This is a genomic window from Pseudoalteromonas sp. OF5H-5 (assembly GCF_021530695.1).
Lineage (GTDB): Bacteria > Pseudomonadota > Gammaproteobacteria > Enterobacterales > Alteromonadaceae > Pseudoalteromonas.
Window position 1 is genome coordinate 188,905 of sequence record NZ_JAKGBF010000008.1, and the last position, 18,965, is coordinate 207,869.

The window sequence follows — 18,965 nt, forward strand, 5'->3', positions numbered from 1 at the left end:
GAAGCCCTTATGAGTGAAATAAAAACCCGGTTTCTCGAACAGTATCACAAGCACAATCTGGCCACCGAGCCTTATGCCATTTACGGCAGTGGTGGAGGATGTGAGCAAATTCTGGCGTTGATTAAACAAGATGCTTTAGTCGCTCCGGCGATGCTCATCGATGACAAACCCGGCACAGACACCGTCACCGGATTAACCGACTTAACCCGTGAAGATTTACAGCAGTATAAGATAGTGGTGTCATCACAAACATTTTTTTATGCCATTAAAGATAAATTACTCGAACGCTTCGCTCCGGCAGAGCTTGAGATAATCTCACTGCTTGATTATCAAACCAGCTTTGATAATCCCTTGTATCGCTCAGAGCAGGCATGGAAAGAACACACCCGTCTGGCCCGACGCGACTACGAAGGCGCACACACAGCAGATTTTGCCCGCGACAAATTTTATATTGGCGAGGTTGACCCTGCTTTTGCCGACCGCTTCAGGCAGGTTGCCGAATCTCTGCCTCGCTCAGGCTATGACACAACTGCCAGTCAGTCAGACTACACCTATTACCGCAACTTTGCCTCACTGAACGATGATGCGGAGGTGCAACGATTACAATTAACGCATGAGGCCCGACAGCATATCGATGAATTTCTGGCTCATGTGTATGACGATGTCTGCACTCAGCTTGGCTATAACTGGCAAGTCGTCAATGGCCGCATTACCCGCCTGGCGCAAATATCGGACTCTCAATTGGGCTCAAATGCCTATCACACCGACAGTTTGCCAGACACGGTCATAAAACTGCTGCTCTTTTTGACACCACCCAGTAAAGCGCTTGGAACAACAGCAATAAAAACAGAGCAAGGCCAGGAAGTGTTTGTGACCGGGCCTACCGGCACCTGGGCTTTACTGGAGGTCAGTCAACTACTACACAGAGGCATTTCGAGTGACTCTGCACAGCGCATCGTCTGCGAGCTAACCATTACGCCCAGCCGTCGTCGCAACACTGCGGCCACGATAAAAGGGATTGTCTCACATTATCCCCTTATGCCGTGGCAACGTTGTAGTGAACTCAAAGTGTGTGTTTATCCAATTGGCGCACTGGAAAACGACAACTGGGCCATCTATGGCGACTCACCATCGCTGTTTTACAACACACTCAGCCCAGAGAATGAGCAACCAGTCGACCTCTATCATGACGCCAACAGCGTTGCGCTGGTTTATCTGACCCCCCGCACATTCAATCTTGAGCACAGCCGGTTACAAGCGTTACTGGCCGAATCATTGCGTGTACTTAAGCCCGATGGGGATCTGCTGTTACAAATGAACGAACAAACACAGTCAAACCAGGCAGCGTTACTTGAGCGCACAGCAATGGAGCTTGGATTTACGTTTATTAGCTCGGAGCAGGCGTTACTGAAAAGCATCTTCAGCGATGTCACGACGCTTAATGCAACCGACACACATATTTTATTATTTAAAAAGCCTAAGGGAGACCTTCTATGAGAGTGATCATTTTTGGCACAGGAAAAGGCGGGCAAAATACCCTGCAGCTATTCTTAAATCAGCAAGGGCATGAGGTTGTATGCCTGATAGATAACAACGCTGCACTTTGGGGCTCGATGCGTGAAGGAGTAGAAATCAAAGGGCCTGACGTTTTATCGTCTTTGTCCTATGATCAGATCATCATTGCCAGTCAGTACCACAAAGAGATTAAGCCCCAACTGCTCTCTTTAGGTGTCCCGGAAGAAAAAGTCTATGTCGCGCACCACAATATGATGAACGGGTTTAGCCTGGAGTTTGGCATTTTCACTGGCTACCCACAAGGCAAAGCGCCCGATATTCACACCTATTTTAGCTTCCGTGAAGACGTGCTTCGAACGCTGGCGATGCAAGTCGAGTTAGTCATGGCCAATCAGGTCGCAGGTAATATTGCTGAGTTCGGATGTGGCACTGGCCAATCCAGCTATATGCTTGCCAGAACTCTCAGAGACTGCAGCCAGTATTACAATATGCCGGCTAAGCACCTGCACCTGTTTGATAGTTTTGAGGGCTTGCCAGCTTCTACCCATGATATCGATCTGGAGTCCCCTCTTGTCCAGAGTAACGTCTGGGGAGAAGGCGCCTGTGCAGACATCAGTGCACAACAGCTGGCAGATACACTCAATACTCAGCTCAAGTTTTCAGATTTTAGTATTTATCAGGGTTGGTTCGAAGAAACTATGGTGCAAATCAAACCCGAAGAGCGGTTTGCACTGTTACACCTGGACTGCGATCTGTACGAATCTACCTATCAGGTACTCGATTATATTTTTACCAACGAGCTGCTTTCTAAGGGCGCCATTTTGCTGTTTGATGACTGGAGCTGCAACGGTAACCTCCCGGAGTTTGGACAGCAAAGAGCCTGGGCCGATATCTGCAACAAATACGACATCCAGTTTGAACCGCGTGGCCACTATGGTATCGGCTCATATATCCTCGCGATACGTAGCTACAGTAAAAAATCAGCGAGCAACACCTGATGAGTGTTGCTATCTTCAACGACAAAGACGTGTTGACAGTCGATAACAGTACCTTAGACATGTTAAAAGCGCGTGCGTTGGCCTCCCCGACTAAGCGCTTTAGATTGTGTTGTCATAGAGATAATCAGGACCCTATTCAGGAGATGATTATTGTGCTGCATCGCAGCGCGTTAATGACGCCTCACCGCCACCCGCAACATAAATCGGAGTCCTATCATCTGATTGAAGGGGAAATGGAGGTCTTTATTTTTGACGACAATGGGCTAGTATCACAGCGTATCCCCATGTCAGATAACGGTCAGGATGCCTTTATGTATCGCCTTAGTGCGCCATTATGGCACCTGCCAATTGCCCGCTCAGAGTGGGTTGTTTATCACGAATGTTATGTCGGCCCATTCGACAAAGACATAGATGTTGAATACGCCCCCTGGGCGCCGTCAGAGGATAAACCTGACGAATTGCAAGAGTATTATAGAAGAATAACAGGTCAGTAATGAAAATAGCTTTATACGGTATTAATACAGTCACCGAACAACTTACTTCAACACTAGTAGATGAGCACGAGCTAATATATGCCTGCACATCGGGACAAGAGCAGTTTGAATCCCACCCTACTTTATCTTTGCCTGAGCTAGTCCAGACAGAGGTTGACAGGATCATCATCTGCTCTATGTTTGTCGACGAGATCGCACAAGATTTAGTTAAACATGGTATCGACCTGGAAAAAATTTACTTTTACAACCAGATGCAAAGCATCATCGTAGCGTGCAAGGATGTTATTCTCCCCGCCGTGCGTAAAGACAAAGTACTTTACGCTGTCTTCGATTTATCTCGCAACGTTGCGACATTTGATTGCTGCTGTTTTGCCATCCAAGCTGAATTGTACCGAGAAGAGCACCAATATGATTCCATCCATTTCGTGGTCCAGCCGAAGCGCTCTGCGGATTCTGACTCCCTGAGTTTTACCACTTCTCATGAGCTGGATGATGTAGAATGGCGACTCAATCATATCGTTATTCCTGTTTTTGAAGCGCTTCCAGCCTGCTCGGGTGTGTCTAAAATGTCCTACCGCCAACAAGCGGTCGAGATGTTGCAACATCAGCCCCATGTCTTTCCTGAGTCATTCCGTGAAACACATAGAGGCATCCATCTAAAAATTGAGCAAGTGCTTAAATATAAACGAGCGGGTATAGACACCGCACGTTTCAGGCCGCACGCCCATGCCGAAGCATTAGTGGATAGCTTTGTTCAGGACCGTAATATTGGCGATAAAAAATTGCTGGTCATCACACTACGCGAGTACCCTCTGCATGAACACCGCAATAGTCCGGTGGAAGAATGGGCTGAATTTACCAAACGGGTCGACAGCGAAGAATTCCACATTATTGTCGTGCGCGATACCAGCAAAGCATGCGAAGCTCTGCCCGAGTGCCTGAGTCATTGCGATACCTTGCCGCTGGCTTCTATAGACATGCATGTCCGGTTTGCCCTGTACCGTCGTGCCCATATCAACATGAGTATCAATGGCGGCACCAGTTATACCTACTTCTTTACCGAAAACGTCAATTCGATCATGTTTATCCCCACCAGCCGGGAGCATTTTTCAAACAGCGTCAAAAATGTTGCCACCGGTGGCTATTTCTTTGGTGAACAACCAGAATTTAGAGCTCATGAGAATCAGGTTGTTATCTGGCACAGTGGCACCACTGAAACCATTCATGGTGCCTTCTTAAAACTCCATCGTCAGATACAAACCGGCGAACTACAAGACTTCTCCGACCTTTATGACGATCTTGCTGATATGGAGCAAAGCTAAATAATGAGCGTACACACTTCACTTTCACTGGCACTGGTTGGACTCGGCAGTTGGGGACAAAAAATTGCACGTACACTCAATGAAGAAATCACCAGCGCGTCTCTGGACTTTGTAGTCACAAGCAACGAAAACCCTCACGACTTCGTATTACCGTATTGCCAGGTGTTTAATTCTGTGAATGCGCTACTGAGCAGTGATGTAAAAGTAGATGGCGTGATTTTGGCCCTGCCTCCGCATCTCAACAAAGCTGCGTCACTGAAAATTATGGCCGCTGGTATTCCTTTATTTATCGAAAAGCCTATGGCTATGAGCATTGCAGATGCAACCGAGATGCTTGACTTCGCCAGAGCACGTAAAGCCATTGTGGCTGTCGATCACATCGACCTGCATCACAGTGCAATTACACAACTGCGCCGCCTGCAACCTGGTGTGCCTACACATCTTGAGGCCAAAATAGGGGCGGCCTACAATCCCCGAGAAAATTGGCCGCCACTTTGGGAGTATTCCCCCCACTTTATTGCCGCAGCACTGGAATTTTGCGGCGAATTGCCTGACACCATTTCCAGTCGGGCACTCCCTGTCGACGCTGATCTGTCACAGGATGTATTAAGAGAAAATATTGAAGTGACTATGACCTTTAGTAATGGCAGCACGGCAACCGTTGTTGGTGGGAATGGGATGGCCAAGAAAACCAGACAAATGGCTGTGACCTATGGCAACGATGTCTACCATTTCGTAGACAGAGAGGACCCGGATCTGTTTGTCGAACACCAGGATAGCGGACAAAGTCAGCCGCTTAGCTCACCAAATCGGATGCCACTTGGGCTGTCTCTTGAGTCTTTCATCGCTAAGGTTCAATGCGGTCAGTCATGTTGTGAGGAGTTTGAGCTGGGCCTCAATGTAGTGAAAATACTCACTGGCGCAGATCTGTCGCGTCAGACAAAACAACCTGTCAGGTGGAGTGCGTTATGAGTAAACAACCCCTTGCTATCTTGGGCGGCAACCCGGTACGTACCACACCTATGCCTGCCCGAAAGGCATTTGGCACGAGTGAAATAGACGCGCTCAATAAGGTGATTGCACATTATCAGCACAGTGAATCTGATCCCCCCTACGGCGGCGACTTTGAGCAAGCTTATTGCAACTCCTTTTCAGAGTATATGGGTGGCGGTTACAGCGTAGCCGTTGCAACCGGCACCGCATCCGTATTCGTTGCCCTTGCAGCGCTGATGCTACCTCAAGGTCAGGAAGTTATTCTTTCACCGGTGACCGATTCGGGGCCCCTCGCGTCCATTATTCACCAAGGATATGTGCCTGTGATAGCCGATGCGGCTGAGGATAGCTATAACAGCACCTGGGAACAAATCGAACCGCTGATCACGGACAAGACCGGTGCGATTATTCTGGTTCACTGTGCGGGTATCCCCACCGACGTTGAAACCATAGTGACCCAGGCCCACCAGCGCGGTATCAAAGTCATTGAAGACTGCTCTCAAGCGCCAGGCGCGAGATGGAATGGTCAAAAGGTTGGTGGGTTTGGCGATATCATGGCAACCTCTACCATGTATCGTAAAAATATTGCCGCCCCTGGCAGCGGCGGCATTGTCTACACTAAAAACCAATCTTTATATCACATGGCTCTGGCACATGCGGATAGAGGAAAACCAGTTTGGCAAGAAGGATACGCAGAACGAGACCCCTCGCTTAACCTGTTTCCCGCCCTTAACTGGAACACCAACGAGCTTTCCTGTGCGGTTGCCCATGCTTCTTTGTCTCGTCTTGACGAGACCATCACTGCGCGTAACGCGGTGCAAAATGCGCTAATTGAATGGATTAACACCCAATCGACATGTTGTTATGTTGCCAGGTTCTCTGGCAGTGCGTCACCGTTTTTCCTTCAGGTGTTTATTCGCGAGGAGACACTCAGCGTAGATAAACTGACATTTTGTCAGGCCCTGCAAGCTGAGGGAGTAGACCTGAATCCGGACTATAAATTCCTGATCAGTGACTGGAAGTGGGCATTGCCCTACATCAAGCCCCCATTATCAACGCCAAATACCGTGTCTGCGCGGGACAGATCGTTTAACCTGTACTTAAATGAACAATATACCCAGCAAGAAGTGACGGATATTTGCGCCGCCATTGTCAAAGTCGAACAACACTATGCCAAATGACACTCCACAGAAACACACAAGAACTGTCCTGGTCCAAGGCAACTTTGACGTCTTGCATGCAGGACACATCAGACTTCTTAAATTCGCCAAAGAATGTGGGGACAAGTTGATTGTCGCTGTCAACGCGGACAAATCTATGGCCGTACGCAGCCGTGTCAGTGAAGAGCTTAGACTGGAAGTGGTGCGGTCCTTAGAGTGTGTTGATGAAGCGCATATAACCACGGCCACACCTGAGCAAGAGGTTGCACGGTTCAAGCCCCAAATAGTGGTTAAAGGAAAAGAGTTTGAGTCACGTTCAAATCCTGAACTCGCAGTCTTAAACAGCTACGGGGGTAAGCTTATTTTTGGCTCAGGTGAGTTTGAAAGTAATTCTGAGCACTTTTTCAGCCGCAGCAAAAAGCCGGCGCCGGGCATGGATTTTGCCGAGGCACGAGGGTTTGCCAACCGTCATAAGATTGCAGCTGACGACTTATATGAGTTGTTTGATGCAATGAAATCCCTGCGTGTCCTGGTCATTGGCGAAGTCATCGTCGACGAGTATGTACAAGGCACAGCCGTAGGGTTGTCACAGGAAGATCCGACTATCGTGATCACCCCAAACCGCAAAGACACATTCCTAGGCGGCGCAGCCATCACAGCAGGACACATAAAAGCACTGGGAGCAGAGCATGTAGTGCTGGCTTCGGTATTGGGCGAGGATCAGACCGCTAATTATACACGCTCGCAAATTGCAAACTACCAAGTTGAGCCTTTGTTCTTTAGCGATCAAAGTCGTCCGACCCCTTTAAAAACCCGCTACCGCGCCAGCAATAAAACCTTGCTGCGGGTTAATCAGGTACGTCAACACAAGATATCACAGGAGTTGCAGGCACAAATATATCAGGCAATCGAAAGCCAGCTCAACCAGATTGACCTGTTAGTATTTTCCGATTTTAACTACGGTTTGCTACCACAACCACTGGTTGAGAAAATTGCTGCAGCCTGCCACCTGCGAGGGATCAGACTGGTTGCAGACTCTCAGACTTCTTCGCAAGTGGGAGATATTGCCCGCTACTGCAATATGGATCTGTTAACCCCAACAGAGCGAGAGGTGCGAGTATCTCTGAATAATCCGGATGACGGCTTGGTTATCCTGGCGCAGAAGCTCACAGAGGTGTCGCAGCCAAAAAACCTGGTGATTACACTCGCCGAAGAAGGGATCCTCATTCACAAGCCCAATCACACATTTGATGACTGGGAGAACGACCGCCTGCCCGCGCTGAACACCAACGCCGTCGACCCTGCTGGCGCAGGTGACTGCTTTTTAGCTGCCAGTTCACTGGCGTTGGTTGCAGGTGCAAACATTTGGCAGGCCTGCTACCTGGGTAGCCTGGCTGCCGCATGTCAGGTTGCGTCACTGGGTAATACCCCTTTGTCTTGTCAGCTCCTTGAACAAGCCGTTAAGGATTCATTTAGTTAATATGAAAGCTATTTTGCTTGCCGCAGGCCTTGGCACCCGCCTGCGACCAATCACAGATACTCTGCCAAAGTGCCTTGTTCCGCTCAACGGTCAACCCTTGCTGGGTTTATGGATAGATAAACTCGTTCAACTTGGGGTTGATGAGATCCTGGTTAATACCCATTACTTTAGTGAGCAGGTTGAAGCTTTTGTGGCAACCAGCCCGCATCGGAGCCGGATTACCCTGAGTTACGAATCTAAGTTACTGGGCACCGCGGGCACTCTGGTGCGCAATCGGACTTTTTGGCAGGGAGAGACCTGCATGGTGATACATGCTGACAACTACTGTCAAAGCTCACTAGAGGGCATGCTTGAGGCACATAAACAACGCCAGACGCAGACCGATGCTACTTTACTTTTGTTCGAAACCCCGACGCCACGTAGCTGTGGTATTGTTAAATTGGATGAAAATCAAGTTATTCAGGAGTTTCATGAAAAGGTCGAACACCCTCCTGGCAACCTTGCCAGTGGCGCCCTCTTTATATTTTCACCTGAAGTCTATGAACGCTATTTCTCGCACCTAGAAGTGGATCGGCCCTATGAGCTTAGCCTGGATGTAGTGCCTAGTATGATTGGTAAGTTACAAGGCTGGCTGGTCGATGAGCATTACATTGATATTGGTACACCAGAAAGCTACTCAGAAGCGCAAAAGATTGCCGAAAGTCAGACAATGCCACTGTTATAATGGCGCAAACTTTGCTTAACTTAAAAGAATAATCTAAGTCTAAGGATTTATAATTTATGTCATTTTGTCAAAACTGGGATCAACTTTACCGCAGTAATCAGCACATGTCCGTTTGGCCATGGAGCGAAATTGTGAGCGGAGCTCTGCGCAACACTAAGCTGCGCGAGGGCAATCCAGACTTTACTATTTTGGAAGTCGGATGTGGTGCTGGCGCAAACTTTCCCTTTTTTCTCAGTTATTGTCCCAACGTTTATGGTATTGATGGCAGCGAGTTTATTATTGGTGAGCTGAAACAAAGATTCACTAACATTTCAAATAATCTGTATGTGGGTGACTTTACACAACCCTGGCCCTTTCAAACACAGTTCGACTTAATCATCGACCGGGGCGCATCCGTACACAATCCAGCCAGTAGCATTCAGCGCTACCTAGATGAGGCTTACGATAAACTTAAGCCTGGCGGTGTATTACTGATCACTGACTGGTTTAGCACTGAGCACTCTGATTATGCTAAAGCGCCTGAGTCGGTCGATGAATATACTAAAACAGGCTACACTTGGGGACCATTTGCAGGTGTTGGAAACGTCAATTTCTTTAACGCAGACCTCATCCACCAGCTAGTATCGCGATTTGAAATTGTGTCACTCAGTCACGCTCAGTCTAGCGAGTACGGCAGCGATGGAGTACATGCTGCTTGGAGTATGGTACTGAAAAAGCCAACTCATGAAGAATAAGTTTACTCTTGAGCGTTGTGAGCTGGACCATCACTGGGACAGCTTTATCGCCACATCTCCCCATGGTAGTCCGTTTATTCATAGCCAGTTTATTGCGCTGCTGGGTGTGAAGTATCACGCCTATTATTGCTGTAAAGGCAAGGAAAAAATAGCCGCTGTGCTACTGATCGTAGATGAAAGCGAAACTCAGGTCATCGGCCACCATGATGTTATCCATGACGGCATAGCGCATCGCAATATCAGTCACCTTAATCGTGCTCAGGGCCACTCCGAGTTGTTCGCAGCGCAAGAATATATTGCCGAGTACCTCACAGAGCACTACACTCAGGTGCAGCTCAAATTGCACCCGGCCATTAAAGATATTCGTGCCTTTTTGTGGGTCAATTATCATAACGATGGACCCAAATATGCTGTAACCCCGCGTTATACCTCCATACTTGAGTTGGACGAGTTTGCCGCACCACTGGATACACTAGAACACTCTGACAACTATAACAACAGCTCGGTGTCGAGACGTCAGGAGATCCGCTACGGTATTAAAAAAGAGGTGACCCTCAGTGAATCGCAAGACTTTGCTTTGTTTGCCAAGTACTATGGAATGACCATGGCACGCCAGGGAATTGAAATTAGTACAGAGCAACTGGATGCGCTTGCATTCAGAGTCAAAAGGCTGGCACAACATGGGCTGCTTTGCATGTATCAGGCACAGACTCGTGAGCAGGAAATTGGCAGTTTCGCGACTTACTTACTCCATCAGAACACGGCTTATTATTTTTACGGCGCAAATCACCCTGATATGCGTGACAGCCATACGGGTACAGCTGTTCTATGGCAGGCTTTCCCTTTGCTCGCACAAAAAGGCATATCACGGTTAGATTTAGAGGGGATCAACAGCCCTCAGAGGGGTTGGTTCAAACTGAGTTTTGGCGGCAATGTAGAGCCATATTTTCATGTTCGGCTGGCAAAGACCGACGCTTAAATCGCGTCGGTTGCCTGTATAATCGACTCGTAAGCCTCGATCAGCACCTCAGCCTGGCGCCAGCATTTTCCGCTGAACCGACCTGATACCACGACATTGTCAACACAGTTTGACAATGTCTCGTAGTTTTGCTGATTAACAGCCTGAAACTCTGTAGTGGGTACCGGAAACGTGTTGTTAATCACCTGAGTCTCTCCACTGACGCACTTTGCCTGTGGGTCAACTATGCCCATCGACATAAGCTGCTCGATGATCTCAGACTGGGTAAAGGAGTCAACTTCATCGGGACTGCACAAGATCTCCGCGGATAAGTGATTATGGTTACTCTGCCCGGTTAGATTTGGATACAAGGTCAGGCGAAATATCGCACTACTCGGATCCCAGACCCAAAGATAATGGGACTGCTTATCAAGCAAGGGTCTGTCAAAGTTAAGATGAAAAATAAGCGCGGTGCGCAAAGTCACCTGGCCTCTGGCCGGCGTCAGGCCCATCGCGGCTAAGGCAATAAAAGGTGGCGCACTCCAGAAAAGAAAATCGCAGTCAAGTACGCGTTCACTGTTAGCCAAAACCAGACTAGTCACTTTTTTATCATGATGCGCAATGTTTGCCACACGCTCTGAAGTGATAATTTCAACCCCGGCGCGCTCAACACGCTTTTGCAGTTGAGTGACCCAATAGCCAATACCCTCTCCTGTCGTTGGGTAATAGTAAGTCACCTCGCTGAGATTATCCTGTGCTTTGCGCTGCTGAAAATCGGCTTCCCGCTGATAACCTAGCTTAGCATCAAAGGCCGGAAGCTGCTTAAGGGTGGCTGTTACATCAGCGGGCAATGCCAGAATACGGGTAAAACCAAATAATCCCGCAGCCATAGTCAATGACTTCAGCGGCGCATCCTGCCCATACAACTTACGCAATATTGGCACCACAATACTTTCTGTGAAGACGACACCTAAAGAATTAGCACAGTAGTCATAGAGTAAATTAGACTCTGGTAGATCAGTGTGATTGATGAGTTCACCACAACCCTGCTGATACATGTCTTGTGGTAACTTAGAAGCGTCCGGAAATGGGCTGTTCAAGTCCCAGCTGCCGCCGAAATAGTTGCCTGAGCATAGCCTGGCAATTTTATGCCAACTGCTTGTATCTGCATCTGCGAATAATATCTCGTCTAACTCCGCCACACCGGTGGCGTTGGGAATATGTGAGCCCATATCATAAGCAGCACCTGAGCTGTCTTTAATAGAGCAAAACAAGCCACCAACCGTATCGGCTTGCTCGATCAACACCACATTAGTAAAGCGTTGCTTTAACAGCAAAGCCGCCACCATGCCACAAATGCCGCCGCCAACAACAACCGCCTGAGTATTCGCCATAACTACGCCTCCAGCTGACTCTTTAGAGGGAGCATTTTCAACAACGCATGTGCCTCCAGCTTATTGATTGCACCCGCAAATTCCGTGACAGACTGACTGTACTTTTCTGCAATGTCTATGGTGTCATGCTCCCCATCGCAGTAACAGAGCAACATCTTGATATGATTGAGCTCGTCTAGCTGACGGGTCCGCTCTTCACTGAAAAAACTGAGTGTTGGGTATAACCCCCGGTTGCCCAGGTTAGGCTCGCCGTACGGGTGAGTATTTTCAAACCGCGCACTTTGCTCAAACGCCAGAAAAATTTTTTCCAGTTTATCAATGCTATCCAGCAGCGGTTTTATGCCCATATAGTCTTTGTTATCGAGTGATGTGTGGTATTCCTTATAGCCAGTATGAAAACTGCGGCTTACGCAACATACGGGGAACTGAAACCCGGGTGCATTGTACTGGCGCTCATCGGAGCCGCTAAGCGGGCTAAATGGAATATTGCTATGGCCATGGCCTTGCTCACTCAGATGATACAAGAGTTTGTCAAGTAACCCGTTGTCATTGCGGCTGTGCTTAAAAACCAGTTCCTGAGGGTCTCCCCCTAAGCAGTTAAGTACCAGCCCGGATACCAGGTGCTGGCGAAAATGATCCTGCATCAGGTGCAGTACCCCAAGACTCCCGATGGTCTCCGGGTGCAGCATAAAACGGTATGTGTAGCGGCGGTTCGGCCACTGTTTTATCCTGTGATACAAACCCAGTAACACCAGCGGACCACTCAGCTCATTATTGGCCATGGAAGGGTGGCATAGATAGGAGCTAAGTAACACTTCCTGATCCGATTGCCCCTCAAGCACGGTTTGAGCAAGATCTAAGTGCCCATCGACAAAACGGCTTTCAATCACTGCACGATACTGGCCCGGCTTTAGCTGCTCACGGCGTGACTGGCTAACACAAAAACCCCAGCGCTTCTTATAATAACTGGTCACATAAGGCACCGCCTCAGGCAGCTCAGGTAAACTGTACAAATGAGATTGCAACTCTTCCAGAGACAAAGTGATGTCCACGGGCTCGGAGTAATTCACGACTTCAAGGTTGAGTCTGTGCATATCCGCCACTCGCTCACCATCAGGCCCCAGCAGATACGCTTCATCGCAGTGCCATTCCTGCGGAACCTGCCAGTCAAACAGAGCTGTCCCCGAGGGAATAGACAGCCGCTCCAATGGCATATATCGTCCAAATATGCCGTAACTTTGTCTGAGCCCAGGTCCGGTGATCGACCTTAAGATTGGAAACAACTCGTCATAAAGGTCACTGTAAAATTGCTCACTTTCTTCGTAGTGCACTACTGCAACTCCTTTCCTAGATCACATTTTTCAGTGTAATGTTCACAAAAATGAGTATAAATTTCCTTGATATAACTCATCCAAAGCTGATTCAGCCTTTCATATTGTGCTAAACAAAAAGTTTCATCTTCGTATGTATAAAGTAAGGTTATCATCGGACAGTGATAATACAGTAGCGACCCTTTTACCAAGTGAAATAGGTGTCCCAGAATAGAGTCTCGATATGCAAACAAATAGCGTGATTGACGTCTTAGCTGATCCGCTGCTTCTTGCCTAGACTTCACGGGTTCTGACGCTATCTCACAAATATGCAAAACAAGTTCATTAAGGCTATCTAGTGCAATAAATTCGTCACTTACATCATCAAGATTAAATACATCAAAGCAATCAGACTTTATTAGCTCTACAGTTTCAGTAATATCATAATCTTCTTCAATATCGAGTAAGTCATCTGCTTTTACTGGTAGTGCCTTTTCAATTTTAGCGCCGCTCCCGATATTTAAACACGTTTTGACATCATAGTAATTAAGCAGCTTTTCAAGTTGGGCATGAGCGATCATAAATAGATCGTTTGATACAACGATGCCACCGAGATTACCGTCTAAAGTGTGGCCTTGTATCTCTAAGTGGCCCAACCCCAACGATTCATCATCGTCATTACTAGGTCTGTAAATACTGTCTTTACTGTGATGAGCACCTCTTGGGTCTTTTCCATTATCAACGCCAAATAGGTACACATTTCTAAACCCTAAATACAAGGCAAATGATAAAGCGGTATTCGCAACAACTGGATTACTATACGGGATTTTTGGCAAAGTCTGTGACATATAACGCAATGCGATAATGTCCATCATCGAAGTACCAGCCTCAGAGCCTTTCGCTGCGATGCCAGCCCATTTGTATCTTTTATTTGTATCTGGGTATAAGGTGCTTAACCCGATTAGATTGGTATTTTGATAAACCTCTGGTGGAACAATATCACCAAAGATTTTGTAATTTGAATATGGCCTTTCTACTAAAACGTGGAAATCAACTGGGATCCCCTTTCTGTACAAAGTGGCGATCGATGTGCCTGCAGCAATTACAATTGCTTTTTTGTGATTGCGCTTAATAAAATCTTCAGCTTCATCTAACGAAGGACCATTGCCTATAATGAAAACAGGTGTGTCTTTATTTAAGCTTGTGCTTGCTTTGGTAAGCCATGCCGCTTTGTTTCTAACATGGTGAATGCTGTGAGCTAATCCTGTCACGGCGTCATTGTAAAACCCGTGTCCAAACTGAAAGCGGAAATAATCCTTCGCCCATTGTTGAATAAGCACATTCAATCGTGCATCTGGTGTGTGCTGATAACAAAAGCTTCTAACAAGAGCAAATGCACCAACATCTTCCGCTATTTTTTCAATGTCTCGGATAAACGTACTGTGGTCAACTCCCAAGTGAAAAAATAAGCATCCACCCTGCTCGTCAATATCTGAAATAATCTGGTACCAGTCGGTACAAAATAGGCTCGCAAAAAACTGCTCAAAGTCGGGCTCTATTAGGAAAGTATAATCAAACTGAGTCCGTTCAAACAATAATGGGATGTGATACCCCAAACCAATACCAAAAATAATTGCTGTTGGGAAATGTTCAGGTAAATTAGTTAGTTTTTCTTCGCCTTGGTTTCGAATATCAACCATCAAATTAGTCAGTTCGGTCATATAACGGACATGCAGGCGATCATCTTCTTGATTTTGACCGTATCCGGTATAATCAGTAAGACTTAGTACAGGTTTACTGAGCTGCTTCTCAACTTGAGTTTGGGTTTGTTCTATCGGTGACTGAGAATAAATTGGCGCTGTACAGCCCTTTGGAATAAAGTTACCATGCCCTGATGCAGTCACGTGCAGACAAAAGTCTTCACGAACATGATACTCCTTGATGGTCTGTGCAATACTGGGGAAATATTTTTCGAAACTTTTTAAATTTTGATTAAAACGTTCGTTAGCTTCTTCAGCAAACTTGGCTTCTTTAGCCTGATGAGCAGCGGTATCCGAAAGTTGCTCACTCAGAGACTCTAATTGTTGTGATAAGGGGTCTTTGTTCATACATTTGCCGGTGTCGTATTAAATATTTTTATACGCTTTGATCTTTTTTTTATTGCCAATAACTTGTGATAGTTCTTTTGCAACAGCGCTTTTTTCCTGCTGCAACTGGCTCATTATTGATTGGATATGATTGAATATGACTAAAGCAGATTGTTGAGCTTGTTCTGAATCAGCTAACACATCAGCTGTTAATGTTGTCCGGAGCTGTTTGTCTATCTGAATGAAAAGACATTGAGCCTCTTCCAACTCACCAGCCTGACAAGCAGCATCCAGCTTATTGAGGGTTGCTTCTATGTGAGCTAACTCAGCCGACATTAGCATCCGCGCCGTTAGCATCCAGTGTCTGCTTACGTACATCAATTGGAATCGCGTCCCAAGCAGACTTGATTTCCTTCAGCAAATTCGATACTTCATCAACTATAGCGGGGTCATTTTGCATGCTAGCATCTAACAACCTGTCTAACATGTATGAATAGAGAGCATACAGATTCTCTGTTACTTCGCCACCAACTTCAAAGTCTAAGCTTCCACGAAGTGCTTCAATGATGGCTGAAGCTTTAGAAATATGTTCTGCTTTGGCTTCGAGGTGACGCTTTTCAATAGATACCTTTGCAAGTACCATTTTTTCAACGGCACCAGCCATCAACATTTGAATTATTTCATAACGGTCTGCACCTGCAACTCTCGTTTTCAATGCTTCTCTTTGGTAATTTTTGACTCGGGCGTTATACATATCACATGCCTCTTAGTTTACTTAGATTTAGTGAAGCCAGGTAAATTTGCTAATTGAGCACCTAAATAGGACTGTGTTTGTTGCATTTGAGCAATCAACACGTCTAGACCAGCATATTTTTGACGTAACCCTTCTTCCATCGATTTCATTCGATATTCATGATTCAGGACGTCATCTTCTAAATCATCTAACTGGCTATTTAAGCTCGTCTCACGTTGCTTCAATATGCCTTTAGAATCGACGTAATTACCTAGCAACTCTTCAAGTTGTTTAGCTACACCGTTATCACCTGCAAAAGCCTTGCCAATATCATCGTAGTTATCGTCCATAGCTTCATTAAGACTTCTTACCAGTGAAGATTTTTCAAGATATCCATCTTTTTTAACGCCTAGGCCAATATCAAAAATGGAACCAAATGGACCTGCGTCTGTAAGCTCTGACGATAGAGTCGATATCATCTGGTCGCTCAATGTCCTCATTGAGGAGTCACCGTTTAACGGTCTACCAACTCGAGTGTGAAGACCAATAGTACCAATCAAATTATTATAATTTGCAATAAACTCGTCAATCATTTTGCTAATAGATTCACGATCGTAATCAATATTTAATTTAGCTGTCGCATAACCATCAGTATCGTTACCTTCACTAACTTCAAGGGCTCTAATCGTCATGTCTTGCACCGCATCCTTGAATGTGTTGCTATCACTTGTCACTTCAAGGCCATCAACAGTAATAATTGCGTTTTGCGCAGCTTGAACTGTTGTCATTCCACCAGCACCACCACCAGATGCAGTTGTGCTGATTGCATCAAGCTCTGCAGTATCCGAAGTTATCGTTAAGTCGTTACTGTCGCCGGTGACATTGGAAGTAAGTACAAGCTTAGAACCAACATTACCCGTATTCACGATATTCGCGGTTACCCCGAAATTAGACTCAGAAGAGTTTATTGCGTCTCTAAGCTCAGCAAGTGTCATTCCCGCTGTCACATCTAAATCAAATGACTTATCTGGCCCAGCTCCGAACGAAAGTGTACCTCCGGATGCACTAACGACCGCATCAGTCGATGCAAATGCGTCGTCTGCTGAAATGATTCGGCTACCCTCTGCCAATTGTTTGACGGCAACTTTAAAGTTTCCTACGGATATATCTGATGTTGGAGTAACGCTGATTATATCTCCGCCACTAGGTTGGGTAATGTTTGCTACTCGCTTCCCAAAGTTGTCAGGATCTGCAAGCTTCGCCATCGTATCTTTGAGTTTAGAGATTGCTGACTTTAACTCACCAACCGCAGATAACTCCACTTTTAAAGAGTCTTCTTTTTTGGCAAACGCTTGTAACTTAGGAACATTTTCAGCATCAATTGTCGCTTTAATGATGCTTTCTAAGTCAAGCCCCGAGCCTATACCCGCAGATGTAATTAATGGCATACAACCTCCAACCCAATATTAAGCTGTTTTATCAAACAGCAATCCTCTACTTGACACCTTATCGGCAAACTCTTCGAGAGCTTTAGCCATTTCACGAAACTCCTCGGAAGGAATTTCCCGTATTACTTCATCATTGTTCGTATCGATCACCTTTACAACGGGAGGATCTCCACGTTCGTCAAACTCGAAAGACAAATTAGTTGCTGTAACAGGAATAAACTGATTCAGCTTTTCTAAGTTGCTTTTAATTTCTTCCAAAATGTCAGGCTTTACAGCACCTTGTTCCTCACTTTGCTTCGTACTAGATTCTGTTTTGCTAGTAGACTCAACCGCACGAGTCGTCTCAGCAGAAGATGCCGTCCTAATTAATTCTTCTGGTTTTGTATGATTGACGAATCCATTTGGTGTAGACGCTTGAACTTCTTTCACAACACACCTCCAAACCTTTTACCGTAAAGTATACGCCAAGTTTGAGAAATATTCACAAACCTGACGCTACAATACTAATCAATTAACCTAGTAGCGATAAAGCTACTTGCGGTCTTTGATTCGCTTGGCTCAAGATAGAACTACTTGCTTGTTGCAAAATCTGCATCTTAGTCAAGTTTGCAGTCTCTTGTGCGAAGTCTGTATCTTGGATCCGAGAACGTGCAGCCGTTAAGTTTTCAGCAACATTCGATTGGTTACGAATAGTTGATTGGAATCGGTTTTGAACCGCACCCAGCTCTGCGCGTTTCTTATCAACTACCGCAATCAAGTTATCCATACCAGCTAATACAGCCTGGGCATTCGCTTGCGAAGATACAGAAATACCAGCCGCCGTGAATACATTTGAGAAGACTTTCGCATCTGCTTCGGTACCAATCGTGGTACTAATTGTACCTGTTGTCGCACTGAGTGCCACACCAGTTACACCACTTGCAATGCCTGCGATACCAGACAGTGTGAAGCCGCCATCCGCTTGTAAATCGTTTGCAGTACCTGCTACGTTTTGCATACTAAAGCCGATAGTTTGAACTGCATCGGCACCGACTTGGAAGTTCGCATCATAACTGCCATCAAGCAAGTTTTGACCACCGAATGTTGTATCCGCAGCGACACGGTTTACTTCTTCAGCTAATGAACGAATTTCCTCTTGTAGTGCAAGCCTATCTTCATCCGTATTCGAACCGTTCGAAGCCTGCTGAGCAAGCGTTCTAATACGCTGGAACATCTGAGTGGTTTCATCCAGTGCACCTTCGGCTGTTTGCGCTAATGAAATACCGTCGTTGGCGTTTCTCATGCCCTGATTCAGACCATTGATCTGACCATTTAGACGGTTGGTGATTTGCATACCTGCAGCATCATCTTTTGCGCTGTTAATGCGCAAACCTGACGACAAGCGTTGAAAGGATGTATCTAACGCACCTGAGGATTTATTTAGTTGCCGCTGTGCGTTCAATGAACTCACATTGGTATTTACATATAAAGCCATAATAGCCTCCGCTTTATCAACATAACTCGCTGGAGCGGGATACCCCTACCCTGCTACCAACGATGAATAAGAGTCCTAAATTTATAGTTCTCTAATTCTGCTATCGGCTGCTAAAGCGAAAGCTTGAGCTTTATTTGTAAT

18 protein-coding genes are annotated in these 18,965 nt (G+C 46.3%); 10 read left to right on the plus strand and 8 right to left on the minus strand.

The features are described 5' to 3' along the window. The first annotated feature begins 9 nt into the window (after window positions 1-9). The 10 genes from L1271_RS13705 to L1271_RS13750 are packed head-to-tail and all read left to right on the plus strand — an operon-like array spanning window position 10 to window position 10,399. Window positions 10-1,497, plus strand: coding sequence for a hypothetical protein (locus L1271_RS13705; protein ID WP_235368066.1), 1,488 nt, complete (start codon window positions 10-12; stop codon window positions 1,495-1,497). Continuing rightward, window positions 1,494-2,513, plus strand: coding sequence for a TylF/MycF/NovP-related O-methyltransferase (locus tag L1271_RS13710; RefSeq protein ID WP_235368067.1), 1,020 nt, complete (start codon window positions 1,494-1,496; stop codon window positions 2,511-2,513). Before L1271_RS13705 ends, L1271_RS13710 begins: the two co-directional genes overlap by 4 nt. After that, window positions 2,513-3,007, plus strand: a complete 495-nt coding sequence (locus L1271_RS13715) for a WbuC family cupin fold metalloprotein (RefSeq protein WP_235368068.1) — start codon at window positions 2,513-2,515, stop codon at window positions 3,005-3,007. Before L1271_RS13710 ends, L1271_RS13715 begins: the two co-directional genes overlap by 1 nt. Beyond that, window positions 3,007-4,329, plus strand: a complete 1,323-nt coding sequence (locus L1271_RS13720) for a hypothetical protein (RefSeq protein ID WP_235368069.1) — start codon at window positions 3,007-3,009, stop codon at window positions 4,327-4,329. The genes L1271_RS13715 and L1271_RS13720 overlap by 1 nt, the downstream gene beginning before the upstream one ends. Before the next feature lie 3 nt (window positions 4,330-4,332). Further along, the gene (locus L1271_RS13725) at window positions 4,333-5,301 is read left to right on the plus strand and encodes a Gfo/Idh/MocA family protein (RefSeq protein WP_235368070.1); all 969 of its coding nucleotides are present in this window, start codon (window positions 4,333-4,335) and stop codon (window positions 5,299-5,301) included. Beyond that, window positions 5,298-6,503 carry a DegT/DnrJ/EryC1/StrS family aminotransferase gene (locus L1271_RS13730; protein ID WP_235368071.1) on the plus strand — a complete coding sequence of 402 codons (1,206 nt, stop codon included), beginning with the start codon at window positions 5,298-5,300 and terminating at the stop codon, window positions 6,501-6,503. The genes L1271_RS13725 and L1271_RS13730 overlap by 4 nt, the downstream gene beginning before the upstream one ends. Further along, window positions 6,493-7,962: a PfkB family carbohydrate kinase gene (locus L1271_RS13735; protein ID WP_235368072.1), complete on the plus strand. Its 1,470-nt coding sequence runs from the start codon at window positions 6,493-6,495 to the stop codon at window positions 7,960-7,962. The genes L1271_RS13730 and L1271_RS13735 overlap by 11 nt, the downstream gene beginning before the upstream one ends. A 1-nt stretch (window position 7,963) precedes the next feature. Next, complete coding sequence (locus tag L1271_RS13740) at window positions 7,964-8,686, plus strand: nucleotidyltransferase family protein (protein ID WP_235368073.1); 723 nt, start codon at window positions 7,964-7,966, stop codon at window positions 8,684-8,686. A 56-nt stretch (window positions 8,687-8,742) separates the two neighbouring features. Then, window positions 8,743-9,420 (plus strand): class I SAM-dependent methyltransferase, encoded by a 678-nt coding sequence (locus L1271_RS13745; protein WP_235368074.1) that lies wholly within the window; start codon window positions 8,743-8,745, stop codon window positions 9,418-9,420. Next, window positions 9,410-10,399: a GNAT family N-acetyltransferase gene (locus L1271_RS13750; protein WP_235368075.1), complete on the plus strand. Its 990-nt coding sequence runs from the start codon at window positions 9,410-9,412 to the stop codon at window positions 10,397-10,399. The genes L1271_RS13745 and L1271_RS13750 overlap by 11 nt, the downstream gene beginning before the upstream one ends. On the opposite strand, the gene L1271_RS13755 is transcribed toward L1271_RS13750, so the two are convergent. From L1271_RS13755 to L1271_RS13790, 8 genes are all read right to left on the minus strand, one after another. Beyond that, entirely contained in the window at window positions 10,396-11,772 is a 1,377-nt protein-coding gene (locus L1271_RS13755) for an FAD-dependent oxidoreductase (RefSeq protein WP_235368076.1), read from the minus strand. The two genes, L1271_RS13750 and L1271_RS13755, sit on opposite strands and share 4 nt — an antisense overlap. Window positions 11,773-11,774: 2 nt before the next feature. Then, a complete protein-coding gene (locus tag L1271_RS13760) occupies window positions 11,775-13,103 on the minus strand; it encodes a DUF4910 domain-containing protein (protein WP_235368077.1) in 1,329 nt (442 codons plus the stop codon). Further along, on the minus strand, window positions 13,103-15,190 hold the full coding sequence (locus L1271_RS13765; protein WP_235368078.1) for a motility associated factor glycosyltransferase family protein: 2,088 nt from the start codon (window positions 15,188-15,190) through the stop codon (window positions 13,103-13,105). Before L1271_RS13765 ends, L1271_RS13760 begins: the two co-directional genes overlap by 1 nt. Before the next feature lie 18 nt (window positions 15,191-15,208). Next, on the minus strand, window positions 15,209-15,505 hold the full coding sequence (locus L1271_RS13770; protein WP_010606314.1) for a hypothetical protein: 297 nt from the start codon (window positions 15,503-15,505) through the stop codon (window positions 15,209-15,211). Beyond that, complete coding sequence (fliS, locus tag L1271_RS13775; RefSeq protein ID WP_010369245.1) at window positions 15,495-15,923, minus strand: flagellar export chaperone FliS; 429 nt, start codon at window positions 15,921-15,923, stop codon at window positions 15,495-15,497. The genes L1271_RS13770 and fliS overlap by 11 nt, the downstream gene beginning before the upstream one ends. Window positions 15,924-15,940: 17 nt before the next feature. Beyond that, a complete protein-coding gene (gene fliD / locus L1271_RS13780) occupies window positions 15,941-17,350 on the minus strand; it encodes a flagellar filament capping protein FliD (RefSeq protein WP_235368079.1) in 1,410 nt (469 codons plus the stop codon). 18 nt (window positions 17,351-17,368) lie between these two features. Then, a complete protein-coding gene (locus tag L1271_RS13785) occupies window positions 17,369-17,779 on the minus strand; it encodes a flagellar protein FlaG (protein WP_010369249.1) in 411 nt (136 codons plus the stop codon). An 82-nt stretch (window positions 17,780-17,861) separates the two neighbouring features. Further along, entirely contained in the window at window positions 17,862-18,824 is a 963-nt protein-coding gene (locus L1271_RS13790) for a flagellin N-terminal helical domain-containing protein (RefSeq protein WP_017218082.1), read from the minus strand. Window positions 18,825-18,965 lie beyond the last annotated feature (141 nt).